Origin of the sequence: Pseudomonas granadensis (assembly GCF_900105485.1) — a bacterium.
Lineage (GTDB): Bacteria > Pseudomonadota > Gammaproteobacteria > Pseudomonadales > Pseudomonadaceae > Aquipseudomonas > Aquipseudomonas granadensis.
The window spans coordinates 3,353,642-3,370,716 of sequence record NZ_LT629778.1 but is presented as its reverse complement, the minus strand read 5'-3'; the positions used below and the strand labels follow the sequence as shown (position 1 = coordinate 3,370,716).

14 protein-coding genes are annotated in these 17,075 nt (G+C 60.9%); all 14 read right to left on the bottom strand.

The genetic code is table 11. The features are described 5' to 3' along the window. Window positions 1–2 precede the first annotated feature (2 nt). The 14 genes from nuoH to mnmA all read right to left on the bottom strand — a co-directional run bounded on the left by nuoH (window position 3) and on the right by mnmA (window position 17,031). Window positions 3–1,010 (bottom strand): NADH-quinone oxidoreductase subunit NuoH, encoded by a 1,008-nt coding sequence (gene nuoH / locus BLU52_RS14835; protein ID WP_090284373.1) that lies wholly within the window; start codon window positions 1,008–1,010, stop codon window positions 3–5. After that, a complete protein-coding gene (gene nuoG / locus BLU52_RS14830) occupies window positions 1,007–3,721 on the bottom strand; it encodes an NADH-quinone oxidoreductase subunit NuoG (RefSeq protein ID WP_090284371.1) in 2,715 nt (904 codons plus the stop codon). Before nuoG ends, nuoH begins: the two co-directional genes overlap by 4 nt. A 136-nt stretch (window positions 3,722–3,857) precedes the next feature. Next, on the bottom strand, window positions 3,858–5,213 hold the full coding sequence (gene nuoF, locus BLU52_RS14825; RefSeq protein ID WP_090284368.1) for an NADH-quinone oxidoreductase subunit NuoF: 1,356 nt from the start codon (window positions 5,211–5,213) through the stop codon (window positions 3,858–3,860). Next, on the bottom strand, window positions 5,210–5,707 hold the full coding sequence (gene nuoE, locus BLU52_RS14820; RefSeq protein ID WP_003223804.1) for an NADH-quinone oxidoreductase subunit NuoE: 498 nt from the start codon (window positions 5,705–5,707) through the stop codon (window positions 5,210–5,212). Before nuoE ends, nuoF begins: the two co-directional genes overlap by 4 nt. 2 nt (window positions 5,708–5,709) lie before the next feature. Then, a complete protein-coding gene (gene nuoC / locus BLU52_RS14815) occupies window positions 5,710–7,494 on the bottom strand; it encodes an NADH-quinone oxidoreductase subunit C/D (protein ID WP_076563524.1) in 1,785 nt (594 codons plus the stop codon). 69 nt (window positions 7,495–7,563) lie between these two features. After that, window positions 7,564–8,238: a NuoB/complex I 20 kDa subunit family protein gene (locus BLU52_RS14810; RefSeq protein ID WP_016775278.1), complete on the bottom strand. Its 675-nt coding sequence runs from the start codon at window positions 8,236–8,238 to the stop codon at window positions 7,564–7,566. Between the two features lie 10 nt (window positions 8,239–8,248). After that, complete coding sequence (locus tag BLU52_RS14805) at window positions 8,249–8,662, bottom strand: NADH-quinone oxidoreductase subunit A (protein ID WP_003223812.1); 414 nt, start codon at window positions 8,660–8,662, stop codon at window positions 8,249–8,251. Between the two features lie 637 nt (window positions 8,663–9,299). Further along, window positions 9,300–10,625, bottom strand: coding sequence for an isocitrate lyase (gene aceA / locus BLU52_RS14800; RefSeq protein ID WP_003223815.1), 1,326 nt, complete (start codon window positions 10,623–10,625; stop codon window positions 9,300–9,302). Window positions 10,626–11,099: 474 nt separating this feature from the next. Further along, on the bottom strand, window positions 11,100–11,861 hold the full coding sequence (locus BLU52_RS14795) for a secretin N-terminal domain-containing protein (protein ID WP_090284366.1): 762 nt from the start codon (window positions 11,859–11,861) through the stop codon (window positions 11,100–11,102). Between the two features lie 254 nt (window positions 11,862–12,115). After that, window positions 12,116–12,541, bottom strand: coding sequence for a GNAT family N-acetyltransferase (locus BLU52_RS14790; RefSeq protein ID WP_090284364.1), 426 nt, complete (start codon window positions 12,539–12,541; stop codon window positions 12,116–12,118). Further along, entirely contained in the window at window positions 12,534–13,703 is a 1,170-nt protein-coding gene (locus BLU52_RS14785; protein WP_090284362.1) for a ribosomal protein uL16 3-hydroxylase, read from the bottom strand. Before BLU52_RS14785 ends, BLU52_RS14790 begins: the two co-directional genes overlap by 8 nt. An 86-nt stretch (window positions 13,704–13,789) precedes the next feature. Further along, on the bottom strand, window positions 13,790–15,160 hold the full coding sequence (gene purB, locus BLU52_RS14780; protein WP_003223822.1) for an adenylosuccinate lyase: 1,371 nt from the start codon (window positions 15,158–15,160) through the stop codon (window positions 13,790–13,792). A gap of 126 nt (window positions 15,161–15,286) precedes the next feature. Next, window positions 15,287–15,910, bottom strand: a complete 624-nt coding sequence (gene hflD, locus BLU52_RS14775; RefSeq protein ID WP_090284360.1) for a high frequency lysogenization protein HflD — start codon at window positions 15,908–15,910, stop codon at window positions 15,287–15,289. Continuing rightward, entirely contained in the window at window positions 15,907–17,031 is a 1,125-nt protein-coding gene (gene mnmA, locus BLU52_RS14770; protein ID WP_090284358.1) for a tRNA 2-thiouridine(34) synthase MnmA, read from the bottom strand. Before mnmA ends, hflD begins: the two co-directional genes overlap by 4 nt. Between the last annotated feature and the right edge of the window lie 44 nt (window positions 17,032–17,075).

Here is a 17,075-nt window from a genome sequence, read left to right as displayed (position 1 = left end):
CCTCACTGAACCGCAACCGCAGGCGTGTTCCACAACACAACCGCAGCGGTCACCAGCAAATTGATCAGGGTCAGTGGCAGGCAGAATTTCCAGCTGAAATCCATCACCTGGTCATAACGCGGACGCGGGATGGACGCGCGCAGCAGGATGAACAGCATGATGAAGAACGCGGTCTTCAGTGCGAACCAGACGAAGGACAGTTGCGGCAGGATGCCGAACGGACCGTGCCAGCCACCGAAGAACAGGGTGACCAGCAGCGCCGAGATCAGGATGATGCCGATGTATTCACCGACGAAGAACATGCCCCATTTCATACCGGCGTATTCAATGTGGTAACCGTCAGCCAGTTCCTGTTCCGCTTCCGGCTGGTCGAACGGGTGACGGTGAGTCACGGCGACGCCAGCGATGAAGAAGGTACAGAAGCCGAAGAACTGCGGAATGATGAACCACAGGTTCTGCGCCTGGTACTCGACGATGTCGCGCATGTTGAACGAGCCGACCTGCACCACGATGCCCATCAGGGCCAGGCCCATGAACACTTCGTAGGACACGGTCTGCGCCGAGGCACGCAAGCTGCCCAGCAGGGCGAACTTGTTGTTGCTCGACCAGCCGGCGAACAGCACCGCGTAGACCGACAGACCGGCCATGGCGAAGAAGAACAGCAGGCCGATGTTCAGATCCGCCACGCCCCAGGTCGGGGTGATCGGGATGATTGCGAAGGCGATCAGCAGGGCCGACATGGCCACCACCGGTGCCAGGGTGAAGATCACCTTGTCGGCAAACGGCGGGGTCCAGTCTTCCTTGAAGAACATCTTCAGCATGTCGGCGGCGATCTGGAACATGCCGAACGGGCCGACGCGGTTCGGACCGTAACGGTCCTGCCACCAGCCCAGCAGGCGACGTTCGACAAAGCTCAGCAAGGCGCCCGCGACCACCACGGCCAGCAGAATCACGATGGCTTTGACGACCGTCAGGATCACATCGATCACTTCGGGGGTGAACCAGGTCATTGCGCTGCCTCCTGCAGACCGTCGACGGACACGCCAGCGAATGCCGGTGGAATGCCGGCGATGCCCGCAGGCAATGCCACCAGACCGGCGCCCAGTTCTTCATTGATGCGCAGCGGCAGACGCAGGGTCTGGCCGGCCACGTTCAGGCTCAGCAGGGCACCGTCGTTGACGCCCAGGCGATCCGCTTCGGATTTCGCCAGTGCCACGTAAGGTGCCGGAATGCGCTCTTGTACCGGTGCGGCTTTCGAAGAGTTTTCTTCGCTGCCGAACAGGTGGAAGAACGGCACGGCTTGCCAGGTACCCGGCGCCGGGTTGAAGGCACGCGGCGCGGCGGCGAACCAGTTCAGCGAGTCGCCGGTGCTTTCGATCAGGCGGGTGCCCGGATCGCCAGCACGCAGGTGACCACCGACTTCGTCCTGGAACTTGTTCCACGCTTGTGGCGAGTTCCAGCCCGGCGACCAGGCAAACGGCACCTGCTGACGCGGTTCGGCAGAGCCCGAGTAACCTTCCATGGAGAAGGCAAACGCGGTGTCGTGGTCTTGCGGCATGCGTGGTTCGTGGACGCTGATGTCGGCGCGCATCGCGGTGCGACCGGAATAGCGCAGCGGCTCACGCGCCAGTTTCAGACCCTTGATGCGGAACGCCGCCGACGGCGCGGCATCGACGATACGCGCCAGCTGTTCGGTGCTCGAAGCCACGGCAGCGGTGACGTGGTCGAGTTGCGTCCAGTCGATCGGCTGGTTCAGCAGGGTTGCGCGCAGGGCGTGCAACCAGCGCCAGCCTTCGTGAACGAGGATGCTCGCGTCCAGGTATTGCGGATCGAAAACCTGGAAGAAGCGCTGGGCGCGGCCTTCCTGGCTGACCAGCGTACCGTCGCCTTCGGCGAAGCTTGCCGCTGGCAGAACCAGTTGCGCGCGGTCGGTCGTGGCGGTTTTCTGGTGGTCGGCAACGATCACCACTTTCGCAGCGTTCAGTGCAGCGTCGACCTTGGCCTTGGCGGTGCGGGTGTACAGATCGTTTTCCAGCACGACGATCGCATCAGCCTGGCCATCGATGACCGCTTGCAGCGCGGCGTCGACCGATTCGCCACCGAGCATGGCCAGGCCGAGGCTGTTGGCTTCCGGCACGATCAGGCTGATCGAACCGTTCTTCTCGCGCAGCTTCAAGGCTTTGGCGATGTTTGCCGCGGCTTCGATCAGCGCTTTCGAACCGAGCGAAGTGCCGGCAATGATCAGCGGACGTTTGGCCGCGAGCAGGGCGTCGGCGATGCGCTGGGCCAGTTCCAGAGCTTCAGCGTCCAGACCTTCAACGGCCGGGGCGCTGGCATCCAGCGCGTGAGCAACGGCGAAACCGATGCGTGCCAGATCATCGGGAGCGGCGTGTACGCATTCTTCGGCGACGTCGTCGAGCTTGGTTTCAGCGAGGCTGGCGATGAACAGCGGGTTCAGCGCGTGCTGACCGATGTTCTTCACCGCCGCGTCGAGCCAAGGCTGCACGCGCATGGCTTCAGCCATGTCTTCAGCCTTGCCCTTGACCGATTGACGCAGGGCCAGTGCCATGCGCGCGGCGGTCTGGGTCAGGTCTTCGCCGAGGACGAAGATCGCATCGTGATCTTCGATGTCGCGCATGTTCGGCACGGGCAGCGGGCTGTCTTTGAGCACCTGCAGGACCAGACGGATGCGCTCCAGCTCGGAAGCTTCGATACCGGAGTAGAAATGCTCGGCGCCGACCAGTTCGCGCAACGCGTAGTTGCTTTCGAGGCTGGCACGCGGCGAACCGATCCCGACAATGTTACGGCCGCGCAGCAGGTCGGCGGCTTTATCCAGCGCGTCGTCAAGGCTCAGCTTGGTGCCGTCGGCCAGCAGCGGCTGACGTGGGCGGTCGGTGCGGTTGACGTAGCCATAACCGAAACGGCCACGGTCGCAGAGAAAATACTGGTTCACCGAACCGTTGAAACGGTTTTCGATGCGACGCAGTTCACCGTAACGCTCGCCCGGCGAGATGTTGCAACCGCTCGAGCAGCCATGGCAGATGCTCGGGGCGAACTGCATGTCCCACTTGCGGTTGTAGCGCTCGGAGTGGGTCTTGTCGGTGAACACACCAGTCGGGCAGACCTCGGTGAGGTTGCCGGAGAACTCGCTTTCGAGGGTGCCGTCTTCAACGCGACCGAAGTACACGTTGTCGTGGGCGCCGAATACACCGAGGTCGGTGCCGCCAGCATAGTCCTTGTAGAAACGCACGCAGCGGTAGCAGGCGATGCAGCGGTTCATTTCGTGGGAAATGAACGGGCCCAGTTGCTGGTTCTGGTGGGTGCGTTTGCTGAAGCGATAACGGCGCTCGTTGTGGCCGGTCATCACGGTCATGTCTTGCAGGTGGCAGTGACCACCTTCCTCGCACACCGGGCAGTCGTGCGGGTGGTTGGTCATCAGCCATTCGACAACGCTGGCGCGGAACGCCTTGGATTCTTCATCGTCGATGGAGATCCAGGTGTTGTCGGTGGCGGGCGTCATGCAGGACATGACGATGCGACCACGGGTGTCGTTCTCGTCGGTGTACTGCTTGACCGCGCACTGGCGGCAGGCCCCGACGCTACCTAGCGCGGGATGCCAGCAGAAATATGGAATGTCGAGGCCCAGCGACAGACATGCCTGTAACAGGTTGTCTGCCCCGTCGACTTCGAGCGCTTTGCCGTCTACGTGGATAGTGGCCATGGTTCAAAGGTCTTCGTTGGCCCGGTGTCAGCGGGCGTGGCTAATGGAATCTTGTTATGCGTCCGAATCCAGTCAGCCCCGAAAGGCGTCATCGGACGAAAGGCGAAGGGCACGGACCCTTCGCCTTTTTAAGCGTTTACGCGCCGACTACGATCGGCCTTGCCAGAGGCGGGACGGCGGCGCTGACAGGCGCGATACCGGCTTCGAACTCTGGACGGAAGTATTTGATGGCACTGCCCAATGGCTCCACGGCACCCGGTGCGTGAGCACAGAAGGTCTTGCCAGGGCCGAGGAAACCGACCAGACCCAGCAGGGTCTCGATGTCGCCTGGCTGGCCCTTGCCCTGTTCGATGGCCATCAGCAGCTTGACGCTCCATGGCAGGCCATCGCGGCACGGGGTGCAGAAACCGCAGGATTCGCGCGCGAAGAACTGCTCCATGTTGCGCAGCAGCGAGACCATGTTGACGCTGTCGTCCACCGCCATCGCCAGACCGGTACCCATACGGGTGCCGACTTTGGCGATGCCGCCGGCATACATTTGTGCGTCGAGGTGTTCTGGCAGAAGGAAACCGGTACCGGCGCCACCTGGCTGCCAGGCCTTGAGCTTGAAGCCGTCGCGCATGCCGCCGGCGTAATCTTCGAACAGCTCGCGACCGGTGACGCCGAACGGCAGTTCCCACAGGCCCGGGTTCTTGACCTTGCCGGAGAAGCCCATGAGCTTGGTGCCCATGTCTTCGGAGCCTTCGCGAGCCAACGATTTGTACCAGTCAACGCCGTCGGCGATGATCGCCGGCACGTTGCACAGGGTTTCGACGTTGTTCACGCAGGTCGGCTTGCCCCACACGCCGACGGCGGCAGGGAAGGGCGGCTTGGAGCGCGGGTTGGCGCGGCGACCTTCGAGGGAGTTGATCAGTGCGGTTTCTTCACCGCAGATGTAACGCCCGGCGCCGGTGTGGACGAACAGCTCGAAATCGAAACCGCTGCCCAGAATGTTCTTGCCCAGCAGGCCGGCAGCCTTGGCTTCTTCCACGGCACGGTTGAGGTGCCTGGCGGCGGTGGTGTATTCGCCGCGCAGGAAGATATAGCCACGGTAGGTTTTCAGCGCGCGGGCACTGATCAGCATGCCTTCGATCAGCAGATGGGGCAGTTGCTCCATCAGCATGCGGTCTTTCCAGGTGTTTGGCTCCATCTCGTCCGCGTTGCACAGCAGGTAGCGGATGTTGATGGATTCGTCCTTGGGCATCAGGCCCCACTTCACGCCAGTGGGGAAGCCTGCACCGCCGCGACCCTTGAGGCCGGCGTCTTTCACGGTCTGGACGATCGCGTCCTGATCCATGTCGGCGAAGGCTTTGCGCGCAGCAGCGTAACCGTTCTTGGCCTGGTACTCGTCGAGCCACACGGCTTCGCCGTCATCGCGCAGACGCCAGGTCAGCGGGTGAGTCTCGGCCGAGCGCTGAATGCGGTTGGCAGGACCAAAAGATGTCAGCGTCATACGTAGCCCTCGAGCAGTTTGGCCACGCCAGCAGGCTGCACGTCGCCAAAGGTGTCGTCGTCGATCATCAGCGCCGGTGCCTTGTCGCAGTTGCCGAGGCAGCAGACAGGCAGCAGGGTGAAACGACCGTCGGCGGTGGTCTGACCCAGGCCGATGCCCAGATTGTTCTGGATTTCGCTGACCACCGATTCGTGGCCGCCGATGTAGCAGACCATGCTGTCGCAGACGCGAATGATGTGGCGGCCGACCGGTTGACGGAAGATCTGGCTGTAGAACGTCGCCACGCCTTCAACGTCGCTGGCCGGAATGCCGAGGATCTCGCCGATCGCGTACAAGGCACCGTCCGGCACCCAGCCGCGTTCCTTCTGAACGATCTTCAGGGCTTCGATCGACGCCGCGCGCGGGTCTTCGTAGTGATGCAGCTCGTGCTCGATGGCCGAGCGCTCGGTTTCACTCAAGGTGAAACGGTCTGTCTGGATAAGCGTGCTGTTCATGCTTAGCGGTCCACGTCGGCCATAACGAAGTCGATACTACCCAGGTACGCAATCAAGTCCGCGACCATGCTGCCTTTGATCACCGAAGGGATCTGCTGCAGGTGCGGGAAGCTCGGAGTGCGGATCCGGGTACGGTAGCTCATGGTGCCGCCGTCGCTCGTCAGGTAATAACTGTTGATGCCCTTGGTCGCTTCGATCATCTGGAAGGATTCGTTGGCCGGCATGACCGGGCCCCACGAAACCTGCAGGAAGTGCGTGATCAGGGTTTCGATGTGCTGCAGCGTGCGCTCTTTGGGCGGCGGCGTGGTCAGCGGGTGATCCGCCTTGTACGGGCCTTCCGGCATGTTGCGCATGCACTGGTCGATGATCTTGATGCTCTGGCGCATCTCTTCGACGCGGACCATGCAGCGGTCGTAGGCATCGCCGTTGACGGCCAGCGGCACTTCGAATTCGAAGTTTTCGTAGCCCGAGTACGGACGCGCTTTACGCAGGTCGAAATCGCAACCGGTCGAACGCAGGCCGGCACCGGTGACGCCCCATTCCAGGGCCTCTTTGGTGTTGTAGGCAGCGACGCCGACGGTACGACCCTTGAGGATGCTGTTCTGCAGCGCAGCCTTGGTGTATTCGTCCAGACGCTTGGGCATCCACTCGACGAAATCCTTGACCAGTTTTTCCCAGCCGCGCGGCAGGTCGTGGGCAACGCCGCCGATGCGGTACCAGGCCGGGTGCAGACGGAAACCGGTGATCGCTTCGATCACTGTGTACGCTTTCTGGCGGTCGGTGAAGGTGAAGAACACCGGCGTCATGGCGCCGACGTCCTGGATGTAGGTACCCAGGAACAGCAGGTGGCTGGTGATCCGGAAGAACTCGGCCATCATGATGCGGATGACGTCGACCTTCTGCGGCACCTTGATGCCGGCCAGCTTCTCGACCGAGAGCACGTACGGCAGGTTGTTCATCACGCCGCCGAGGTAGTCGATGCGGTCGGTGTACGGAATGTAGCTGTGCCAGGACTGACGCTCGCCCATCTTCTCGGCGCCACGGTGGTGATAACCGATGTCCGGGACGCAATCGACGATCTCTTCACCGTCCAGCTGCAGAATGATGCGGAACGCACCGTGCGCGGAAGGGTGGTTCGGGCCGAGGTTGAGGAACATGTAATCCTCGTTGGCGCCGGAACGCTTCATGCCCCAGTCTTCAGGGCGGAAACGCGCGGCTTCTTCCTCAAGCTGCTGCTTGGCGAGGTTGAGGCTGAACGGATCGAATTCGGTGGCGCGCGCCGGGAAGTCCTTGCGCAGCGGGTGACCTTCCCAGGTCGGCGGCATCATGATGCGCGACAGGTGCGGGTGGCCTTTGAAGTCGATACCGAACATGTCCCAGACTTCGCGCTCGTACCAGTTGGCGTTCGGCCAGATGCTGGTGACGGAAGGCATGCTGAGGTCGCCTTCGGACAAGGCGACCTTGATCATCACGTCACTATTACGCTCCAGCGACATGAGGTGATAGAACACGGTGAAATCGGCGCCGGTCGGCAGCCCTTGACGCTTGGTGCGCAGACGCTCGTCCACGCCGTGCAGGTCATAGAGCATGACGTACGGCTTGGGCAGGTTGCGCAGGAAAGTCAGGACTTCAACCAGCTTGGCGCGGGCCACCCACAGCACCGGCATGCCGGTGCGGGTTGCCTGAGCGGTGAACGCTTCGGCGCCAAAGCGGTTGTTCAATTCGACGACCACATCCTGGTCGTCTGCCTTGTAAGGCGGGATGTACAGAGCACTGCCTGTAGTCATGGTTATTTTTTCGCTTTCGGTCAACGTAAAGAATGAAGCCAGCTTCTCGTTACTAAGAACAGATCTGGATCAGACTTCGTCAGGGCTGCGCAGATTGGTGACTGCGATTCGCTGTTCGCGGCGCTGTTCCTTTTGCGAAGGCATGTCGGCGCGATACACGCCTTGATCACCAACGACCCAGGAAAGCGGACGACGCTCCTGTCCAATCGATTCCTGCAACAGCATCAAGCCTTGCAGAAATGCTTCCGGACGGGGCGGGCAGCCAGGTACGTAGACGTCCACGGGCAGGAACTTGTCCACGCCTTGAACCACGGAGTAGATGTCGTACATGCCACCGGAGTTGGCGCACGAACCCATGGAGATAACCCACTTGGGTTCGAGCATCTGCTCGTAGAGACGCTGAATGATCGGCGCCATCTTGATGAAGCAGGTACCGGCGATAACCATGAAGTCGGCCTGACGCGGCGAGGCCCGGATCACTTCGGCGCCAAAGCGCGCGATGTCGTGGGGCGCCGTGAAGGCGGTGGTCATTTCCACGTAGCAGCACGACAGGCCGAAGTTGTACGGCCACAGGGAGTTTTTACGCCCCCAGTTGACCGCGCCACTCAGCACGTCTTCGAGCTTGCCCATGAAAATGTTTTTGTGGACTTGATCTTCTAACGGATCGGCAACGGTTTCCCGCTGGCCAATCGGATACTGCTCGTTAGGAGCATCGGGGTCGATCCTGGTGAGATTGTATTGCATTGCCAAAGCCTCATTGTTTCAGCTTCGCCTGCCGCTTGCGACGAGCTTCCGGAGCCCAGTCAAGGGCGCCCACTCGGAACAGGTAGACAAGACCTGCCAACAGAATTGCTATGAAAACGAGAGCTTCGACGAATCCGGTCCAGCCGCTTTCGCGGACGGACACAGACCATGCAAAGAGAAAGAGGGCTTCGATATCGAAGATCACGAAGAGCATCGCGACCAGATAGAATTTGGCTGAGAGCCGCAAGCGGGCGCCACCGGTAGGTAGCATGCCCGACTCGAACGGTTCGTTTTTGCTGCGACCCCAGGCTTTTGACCCAAGGAGGCTGGAGACGCCAAGCATGAAGGCGCAGAGGCCGACGACACCCAGAAGGAAAATGGCAAAGCCCCAGTTGTGGGCCATGAGTCCTGTCGCTTCGGGCATGCTGGTAATCCTTAACAGAGAGCAAAGGTCTCTGAGCTTGATAAAGAAATAAGGCAGTGACGATATGTCGCAGCAATCAATCGGGCTGATTTTATGGCTAAACACCCGGCAAGTAAAATTCCAATGGCGAAATTATTTATTGGAATAAGGACATAGCCGTCCTCGAAACCCTTTCGGCCCAGGCTTTCCGGGCATCAGGCGGTTTTCCACGAATAATGTTTTGCTTGCGCTGTAATGATCATAGTTGCGGCTAAATGATAATTGATATCGTTTGAGTGGGATTTGTAACTGTTTATCGGGTGAGGGACTGGGAAGTTGTCTTACTTGCGCGTTACTGCAAGTAGCAAAGCCTACCGTTGTAGCGGAAATTTCCGACGCTTGTGGCGCGTCAGATCAATGTTTGTGCTGACACCGCAAAACCCTTGTAGGAGTGAGCCTGCTCGCGATAGCGGTGTCAGCCAGCACATGCGTTAACTGACACACCGCTATCGCGAGCAGGCTCACTCCTACAGGGGATCGGCGGTGTTGAGGAATCGCAGACAAAAAAACGCCCCGAACCAGTCGGGGCGTCAGTCTTGCGGCTCTGCGGTTAGCTTTTTATTCGATCCGCAAAGGCCGTTTGCTCAGCGAAGCGCTATCAGTGGAACTGTTCTTCTTCGGTCGAACCGGTCAGCGCGGTCACCGACGACGAGCCACCCTGGATCACGGTGGTCATGTCGTCGAAGTAGCCGGTGCCCACTTCCTGCTGGTGCGCCACGAAGGTGTAGCCCTTGGCGGCGTCAGCGAATTCCTGCTCTTGCAGCTTCACGTAGGCAGTCATGTCGTTGCGGGCGTAGTCGTGCGCCAGGTTGAACATGCTGTGCCACATGTTGTGAATGCCGGCCAGGGTGATGAACTGGTGTTTGTAGCCCATGGCGGACAGTTCGCGCTGGAATTTGGCGATGGTCGCGTCGTCCAGGTTTTTCTTCCAGTTGAAGGAAGGCGAGCAGTTGTACGACAGCAGTTGGTCCGGGTATTCCTTCTTGATCGCTTCAGCGAAGCGACGGGCTTCTTCCAGATCCGGCTTGGCGGTTTCGCACCAGATCAGGTCGGCGTATGGCGCGTAAGCCAGACCACGGGCGATGGCTTGGTCCAGGCCGGCACGAACCTTATAGAAACCTTCCTGGGTGCGCTCGCCAGTCACGAACGGCTGGTCGTACGGGTCGCAGTCGGAAGTCAGCAGGTCCGCGGCGTTGGCATCGGTACGCGCCAGGATGATGGTCGGCGTGCCAGCAACGTCAGCCGCCAGGCGCGCAGCGGTCAGCTTCTGTACGGCTTCTTGAGTCGGAACCAGTACCTTGCCGCCCATGTGGCCGCATTTTTTAACCGACGCCAGCTGGTCTTCGAAGTGAACGCCGGCGGCGCCTGCTTCGATCATGCTCTTCATCAGCTCGTAGGCGTTCAGTACACCGCCGAAACCGGCTTCAGCGTCAGCCACGATTGGCGCGAAGTAGTCGATGTAGCCTTCGTCGCCCGGGTTCTTGCCGGCTTTCCACTGGATCTGGTCGGCACGACGGAACGAGTTGTTGATGCGCTTGACCACGGTTGGCACAGAGTCCACCGGGTACAGCGACTGGTCCGGGTACATCGATTCTGCGGAGTTGTTGTCCGCAGCCACTTGCCAGCCTGACAGGTAGATCGCCTGGATACCGGCTTTTACCTGCTGAACAGCCTGGCCACCGGTCAGGGCGCCCATGCAGTTGACGAAATCTTTCTCAGGACGGAAGGACGGCTTGGCACCCTGGGTGACCAGGTTCCACAGCTTCTCGGCGCCCATCTTCGCAAAAGTGTGCTCAGGCTGGACCGAGCCACGCAGACGAACCACGTCAGCAGCGGAGTAAGTGCGTGTCACGCCTTTCCAGCGCGGGTTCTCAGCCCAGTCTTTTTCGAGGGCTGCAATTTGCTGTTCGCGTGTCAGTGCCATGGAGATAAACCTCGTCGCGTCTTTATTGAAAAGTTGTTCTGCGGTGGAAAATTCCTGCGCTCGCTGACCAGAAGCTTAGGTGGTCAAGTCGGATTCGGCGGGGTAGGCGACGGGATGAACGATGGGCTCGAGGGGAAGTGAGCAGGTAGTGGCGCGGTGCGGGCGCATTCCGGCGTCGTGGGCCTTTATGCGGTCTGCAGCGTGAAGCCGGGTTACCTAAATACGCTTCCGTCCCTCGGGACAACTTCGTTCCAGTCGGCAACCTCGTCAAACACGCCTTGTGGGCGGTACAGACACGAAACGGCTCGCGGGGTAGGTGCGGGCGGCGCTTCGAAGGCCCTTGCCAGGGCCCCTGATTAGCGGGAGCGAGGCCATCATGCCTTCGCTTTTTTTTCGCGTCAAACGTTTTGTAGTGCTTTTTTTAGAGCACTACATCTTTCGTCCAATACGACTAATCAGTCAGTTTTCGGTGCTTTAGTCCAGTGCGTCGACTTTCACCCGCAAGGTCATGTCATCGCGGCCTTGAGTCGAGTAGCTGCGGGCCAGGCCCTGTTTATCGGCCTGAGTCTGGCTGTTGACGCCCGCCAGAGTGATCCACTCACCGAGGCGCCCGGTGACGGTTGTGTCGGTACTTTGCACGTTCACTACATCGGGACGTTCCTGGCTCATGCGGTCACGGTTGGTGCTGATCGCCAGATGAACGGTGTCGCCGGTGACGCTGGCGGTGACGTAGAAACCCTGGGTGACGTTGCGGTATTGGGTCTCGCTGCTGTAGCCGCCGTAGGAATCGCTCTGGGTGTTGGTGATCGGCACGCTCTGGCCAACCTGGATCAGCGCCGGCGTGCCTTCACTGGTCTGGACCTGCTGGACGCCGCCGTTACGGCTGGTGGTGCTGCGGCTGATGATGCGGGTCTGATTCGGCTGCGCGCCGTTGACTGAATAGCCTTCGTCGCCACGGCCGTTGTTTTCATTGGTATCGACGGTGATCAGCAAGCGCTTGGGCGCGGTGTCGAGTTGCCCGATCAGCGCCTTGAGTTCCTGGATCTTGTCCGGGTCGGCCTTGATGATCAGCTGATTGCCATAGGCGCTGACCTGGCCGTCCTTGCCGAGGAAGTCTTGCGCCATCGGCAGCATGTCGGCGCTGGTGCGGTAATTGAGGGGCACGATTTCTGTGGCTGCCAGCACCGAAAAGCTGCAGCCGAGCAGCAGTGTGGTGAGCAGGGTGCGTAGGGACATGTCCGTTATCTCCGCGTTCGAAAGGCTTGATATTGCCAGTTTGTCGGCCCGGGGTGGGGCAAGTTGAATCGTAGACAGCAAAGCGCCCCGGCATCGTGAGATGGCGGGGCGGTTTTTTGGGGGGGGCTTGCCTGATCGTTCCCACGCGCAGCAAAGGAATGCAGCCCGTGACGCTCTGCGTCACATGCCGCAAGGGACGCGGAGCGTCCCGAGAGGCATTTCCAGGCAGAGCGTGGGAACGATCAGTGCAGTGCTCAGGCCGAATGCCGAACCATGTCGACATGCGGAATCCCGGCCTCGAGGAATTCCTCGCTGACCAGGCTGAAACCCAGGCGCTCGTAGAACGCCGTGGCCTGCACCTGTGCGCTGAGCATTTGCTGCTTCAGGCCGCGCGCTTCCGCTTCGGCGATGACCGCTTGCATCAGCGCGTCGCCGACTTTCATTCCGCGCCAGTCTTTCAGCACCGAGACCCGGCCGATGTGTCCATCGGGCAGCAAACGCGCGGTGCCGATCGGGTAGTCGCCTTCAAACGCCAGAAAATGCACGGCGGTCGCGTCGTCCGCGTCCCACTCAAGCTCGGGTGGCACCGATTGTTCGGCGATGAACACCGTTTCACGAATGCGCCGGATCTCGGCGATGTCCTTCTGCCAGTCTGCGACACGAACGCGAATTTTATTCATCGGCGAACCCCAGGCTACCTTGCTTGACCAGTTCGCAGAGCAGGCTGCGACCGTCTTCGTCGTTCAGCCAGTCGCCGACGTTATCGGCGTGCAGGGCGTCAGCGGCGCAGATCAGCTTCAGCAGTTCGCGCAGTTTGCCCGGCAGATAACGGCTCTGGCCGCTGGCGAACAGCAGCAGGTCGTCATCGACTTCCGACCAGGCCAGACGCGCGCTCGGGTTGCGAATCAGCACGGCGCCGTCCTGCAGGGCAGCGAGGAAATCTTCCTCCTCGACGTCTTCCGGGCCGACCACCAGTTCCGGGTAGCGCGGCTCGGTCATGTACTGGCCGAACCACGTCAGCAGCAGACGCTCGTCGCTCATGTGCTCGGCAAGCAAGCTCTTCAGGCGGTCCAGCGCATCGTGCTGGATCTGATGCGGGTCGGCCGCCGGCTTGGCATCGGCGTCGGTGTAGCGCTCTTCGTCAGTCAGGAACTGGCTGAGGAAGTCGGTGAAGTGGGTGAGTACTTCAGCAGCGCTCGGCGCGCGGAAGCCGACCGAGTAGGTCATGCAGTTGTCGACCGCGACACCGCAATGAGCCAGGCGCGGCGGCAGGTAAAGCATGTCGCCCGGTTCCAGGACCCATTCTTCGGTCTGTTCGAATTCGGCGAGGATGCGCAGGTCGGCGTGTTGCAGCAGCGGGCTCTCGGAATTGCACATCTGGCCGATTTTCCAGTTGCGCTTACCGTGGCCTTGCAGCAGGAACACGTCGTAGTTATCGAAGTGCGGGCCAACGCTGCCACCGGGAGCGGCGAAGCTGATCATCACGTCGTCGACGCGCCAGCTCGGCAGAAAACGGAAGTTTTCCAGCAGCTCGCTGACTTCCGGGACGAACTGGTCGACCGCTTGTACCAGCAGGGTCCACTCTTTTTCCGGCAATTTGCTGAACTCGTCTTCGGCGAACGGGCCGCGACGCAGTTCCCATGGGCGCTCGCCGTGCTCGATGACCAGGCGCGATTCGACTTCTTCTTCCAGGGCCAGGCCGGCCAGCTCGTCGGCGTCGATCGGGCTTTCGAAGTCAGGAATCGCCTGACGGATCAGCAGAGGTTTTTTCTGCCAGTAGTCACGCAGGAATTCGCGTGCCGTGAGGCCGCCCAGAAGTTGAAGAGGAATATCGGAATTCATATGTAACCTATTGAAAAAAAGCACTTTTCAGACGGGAATAAAAACGCCCGGCGCGGCCGGGCGTCTTGAACGGGGCAAACGGTCGATCAGATGCGTTTGGCTTGTGCCACAGCGTTGCCGATGTAGTTGGCCGGGGTCAGTTGCTTGAGCTCGGCTTTCGCTTCGGCTGGCATGTCCAGGCCATCGATGAAAGTCTGCAGCGCTTCAGGGCTGATGCCCTTGCCGCGGGTCAGTTCTTTCAGCTTTTCGTACGGGTTTTCGATGTTGTAGCGGCGCATCACGGTCTGGATCGGCTCGGCCAGCACTTCCCAGCACGCGTCGAGGTCAGCGGCAATCTTCTGCTCGTTGAGTTCGAGCTTGCTGATGCCTTTGAGGCTGGCTTCGTAAGCGATCACGCTGTGGGCGAAGCCGACACCGAGGTTGCGCAGAACGGTGGAGTCGGTCAGGTCGCGCTGCCAGCGGGAGATCGGCAGTTTGCTCGCCAGGTGCTGGAACAATGCGTTGGCGATGCCCAGGTTGCCTTCGGAGTTTTCGAAGTCGATCGGGTTGACCTTGTGCGGCATGGTCGACGAACCGATTTCGCCAGCAATGGTGCGCTGCTTGAAATAACCCAGGGAGATGTAGCCCCAGATGTCACGGTCGAAGTCGATCAGGATGGTGTTGAATCGCGCGATCGCGTCGAACAGCTCAGCGATGTAGTCGTGCGGTTCGATCTGCGTGGTGTACGGGTTGAAGCCCAGGCCCAGCTCGTCTTCGATGAAGGCGCGGGCGTTGGCTTCCCAGTCGATCTGCGGGTAGGCCGACAGGTGCGCGTTGTAGTTGCCGACGGCGCCGTTGATCTTGCCCAGCAGCGGTACGGCAGCGACTTGCGCGATCTGCCGCTCGAGACGGTAAACCACGTTCGCCAGCTCTTTGCCCAACGTGGTTGGCGAGGCTGGTTGGCCGTGGGTGCGCGACAGCATCGGCACGTCAGCGAAACGGATGGCCAGTTCGCGGATGGCGTTGGCGGTCTGGCGCATCAGCGGCAGCATCACGTCGTCACGGCCTTCGCGCAGCATCAGCGCGTGCGACAGGTTGTTGATGTCTTCGCTGGTGCAGGCAAAGTGGATGAACTCGCTGACCTTGGCCAGCTCCGGCAGCTTGGCCGCCTGCTCCTTGAGCAGGTATTCGATCGCCTTGACGTCGTGGTTGGTGGTGCGCTCGATCTCTTTGACGCGCTCGGCGTGCTCCAGCGAGAAGTTTTCAGCCAGTTCATTGAGAACGGCGTTGGCCTCGGCGGAGAAGGCCGGCACTTCAGGGATACCGGCGTGGGCGGCGAGGCGCTGGAGCCAGCGTACTTCAACCAGAACGCGGGCACGGATCAGGCCGTACTCGCTGAAAATCGGGCGCAGGGCCTGGGTTTTGCCGGCGTAGCGGCCGTCAACAGGGGAAACCGCAGTGAGCGAAGAGAGCTGCATGGGGTGTTCTCGGACAGTCGGGCAACGAAATGGGGCGCGTATCATACATGAAAAAATCCGCCGGTCCGTCGCCAACTGACCGGCGTATTACGCGTTACAGACTACAAAACCGGTATTGCGCCGCGTTTACTCGCTGCGCATCAGCGGATACAGCTCTTTGAGCAGCTTGCGGCGGCTGATCACCAACTGCCAGCGATGCCCGCCGAGCTGGCGCCACAAGCGCGCCGAACGAATCCCGGCCAGCAGCAGGGCGCGAATCTTCGAGGCATTGCTCGGTTGTTGCAGGTTGCGCATGTCGCCGTGCACCTGAATGCGCTGGCGCAAGGTGCTCAGGGTGTCCTGATACAGCGCGCCGCAAGCCGCCACCACGTTTTCGTGGGCCGGGCCGAAGTGCTCGACCTGCGACTGGATCTGCGGCAAACGCTTGCTGATGGTGTCGAGCATGTCGTCGCGTTTGGCCAGTTGACGTTCCAGGCCTAGCATCGATAGCGCATAACGCAGCGGCTCGCGCTGCAAGGTGCTCGGATCGCGCTCCAAAGCGCCAATCAGCGCCCGATAACCTTCGCGCAGATTGATGTCATCGCCGCCGTACACGTCCAGCGTGTCTTTCGGGTCGCGCACCAGCAGGCTGCCGAGCATGCAGCTCAGGCCAGCTTCGTTGGTCTGGCCGGTCTTGGCGATGCGGTCGACCAGCACGGCGGCCAGAAACACACCGCCCAGCGCCGTCAGTTGCTCCTGAGTCGGGCTCATGCCTGGCCGCTCCACGGCTCGGCGACTTCGATCACGCCGCCGCCGAGGCAGATTTCACCGTCATAGAACACCACCGATTGGCCCGGCGTCACCGCGCGTTGCGGTTCGTCGAACACGGCGCGATAGCCGCTGGCGGTTTTCTCCAGGGTGCAGGCCTGATCGCTCTGGCGATAACGCACTTTGGCAGTCAGGCGCAGCGGCTGGCTCAGGTCGATCGGGTTGACCCAATAGATGTCCGAAGCGAGCAGGGCGCCGGAGAACAGCCACGGATGGTTGTTGCCCTGGCCGACGATCAGTTCGTTGACGTCCAGATCCTTGCGCAGCACGTACCACGGTTCATCGCCGGCGTCTTTCAAGCCACCGATGCCAAGGCCCTGGCGCTGACCGATAGTGTGGTACATCAAGCCGTGGTGACGGCCGATGACTTCGCCTTCGGTGGTTTTGATCTCGCCCGGTTGCGCCGGCAGGTATTGCTTGAGGAAGTCGCTGAAGCGCCGCTCGCCGATGAAGCAGATCCCGGTGGAATCCTTCTTCTTGGCGGTCGCCAGCTCATATTTCTCGGCAATCGCGCGCACTTCCGGCTTTTCCAGTTCGCCGACCGGGAACAGGGTCTTGGCGATTTGTTCACCGCCAACGGCGTGCAGGAAGTAGCTCTGATCCTTGTTCGGATCCAGGCCCTTGAGCAGTTCGGTGCGGCCATCGATGTCGCGGCGGCGCACGTAGTGGCCGGTGGCGATCAGGTCGGCGCCAAGCATCATCGCGTAGTCGAGGAACGCCTTGAACTTGATCTCGCGGTTACACAGGATGTCCGGGTTCGGCGTGCGTCCGGCCTTGTATTCGGCCAGGAAGTGCTCGAACACGTTGTCCCAGTACTCGGCGGCGAAGTTGGCGGTGTGCAGTTTGATACCGATCTTGTCGCAGACAGCCTGAGCATCCGCCAGGTCGTCCATGGCGGTGCAGTATTCCGTTCCGTCGTCTTCTTCCCAGTTCTTCATGAACAGGCCTTCCACCTCATACCCCTGTTCGATCAGCAGGAGAGCGGAAACGGAAGAGTCCACGCCGCCGGACATGCCGACAATGACGCGCTTCTTGGATGTGTCAGAAGGGGCTGGATCACGCATAGGGATTCAATGAGTGTCTTGGAAAAGGGCGCGATTCTATCAGG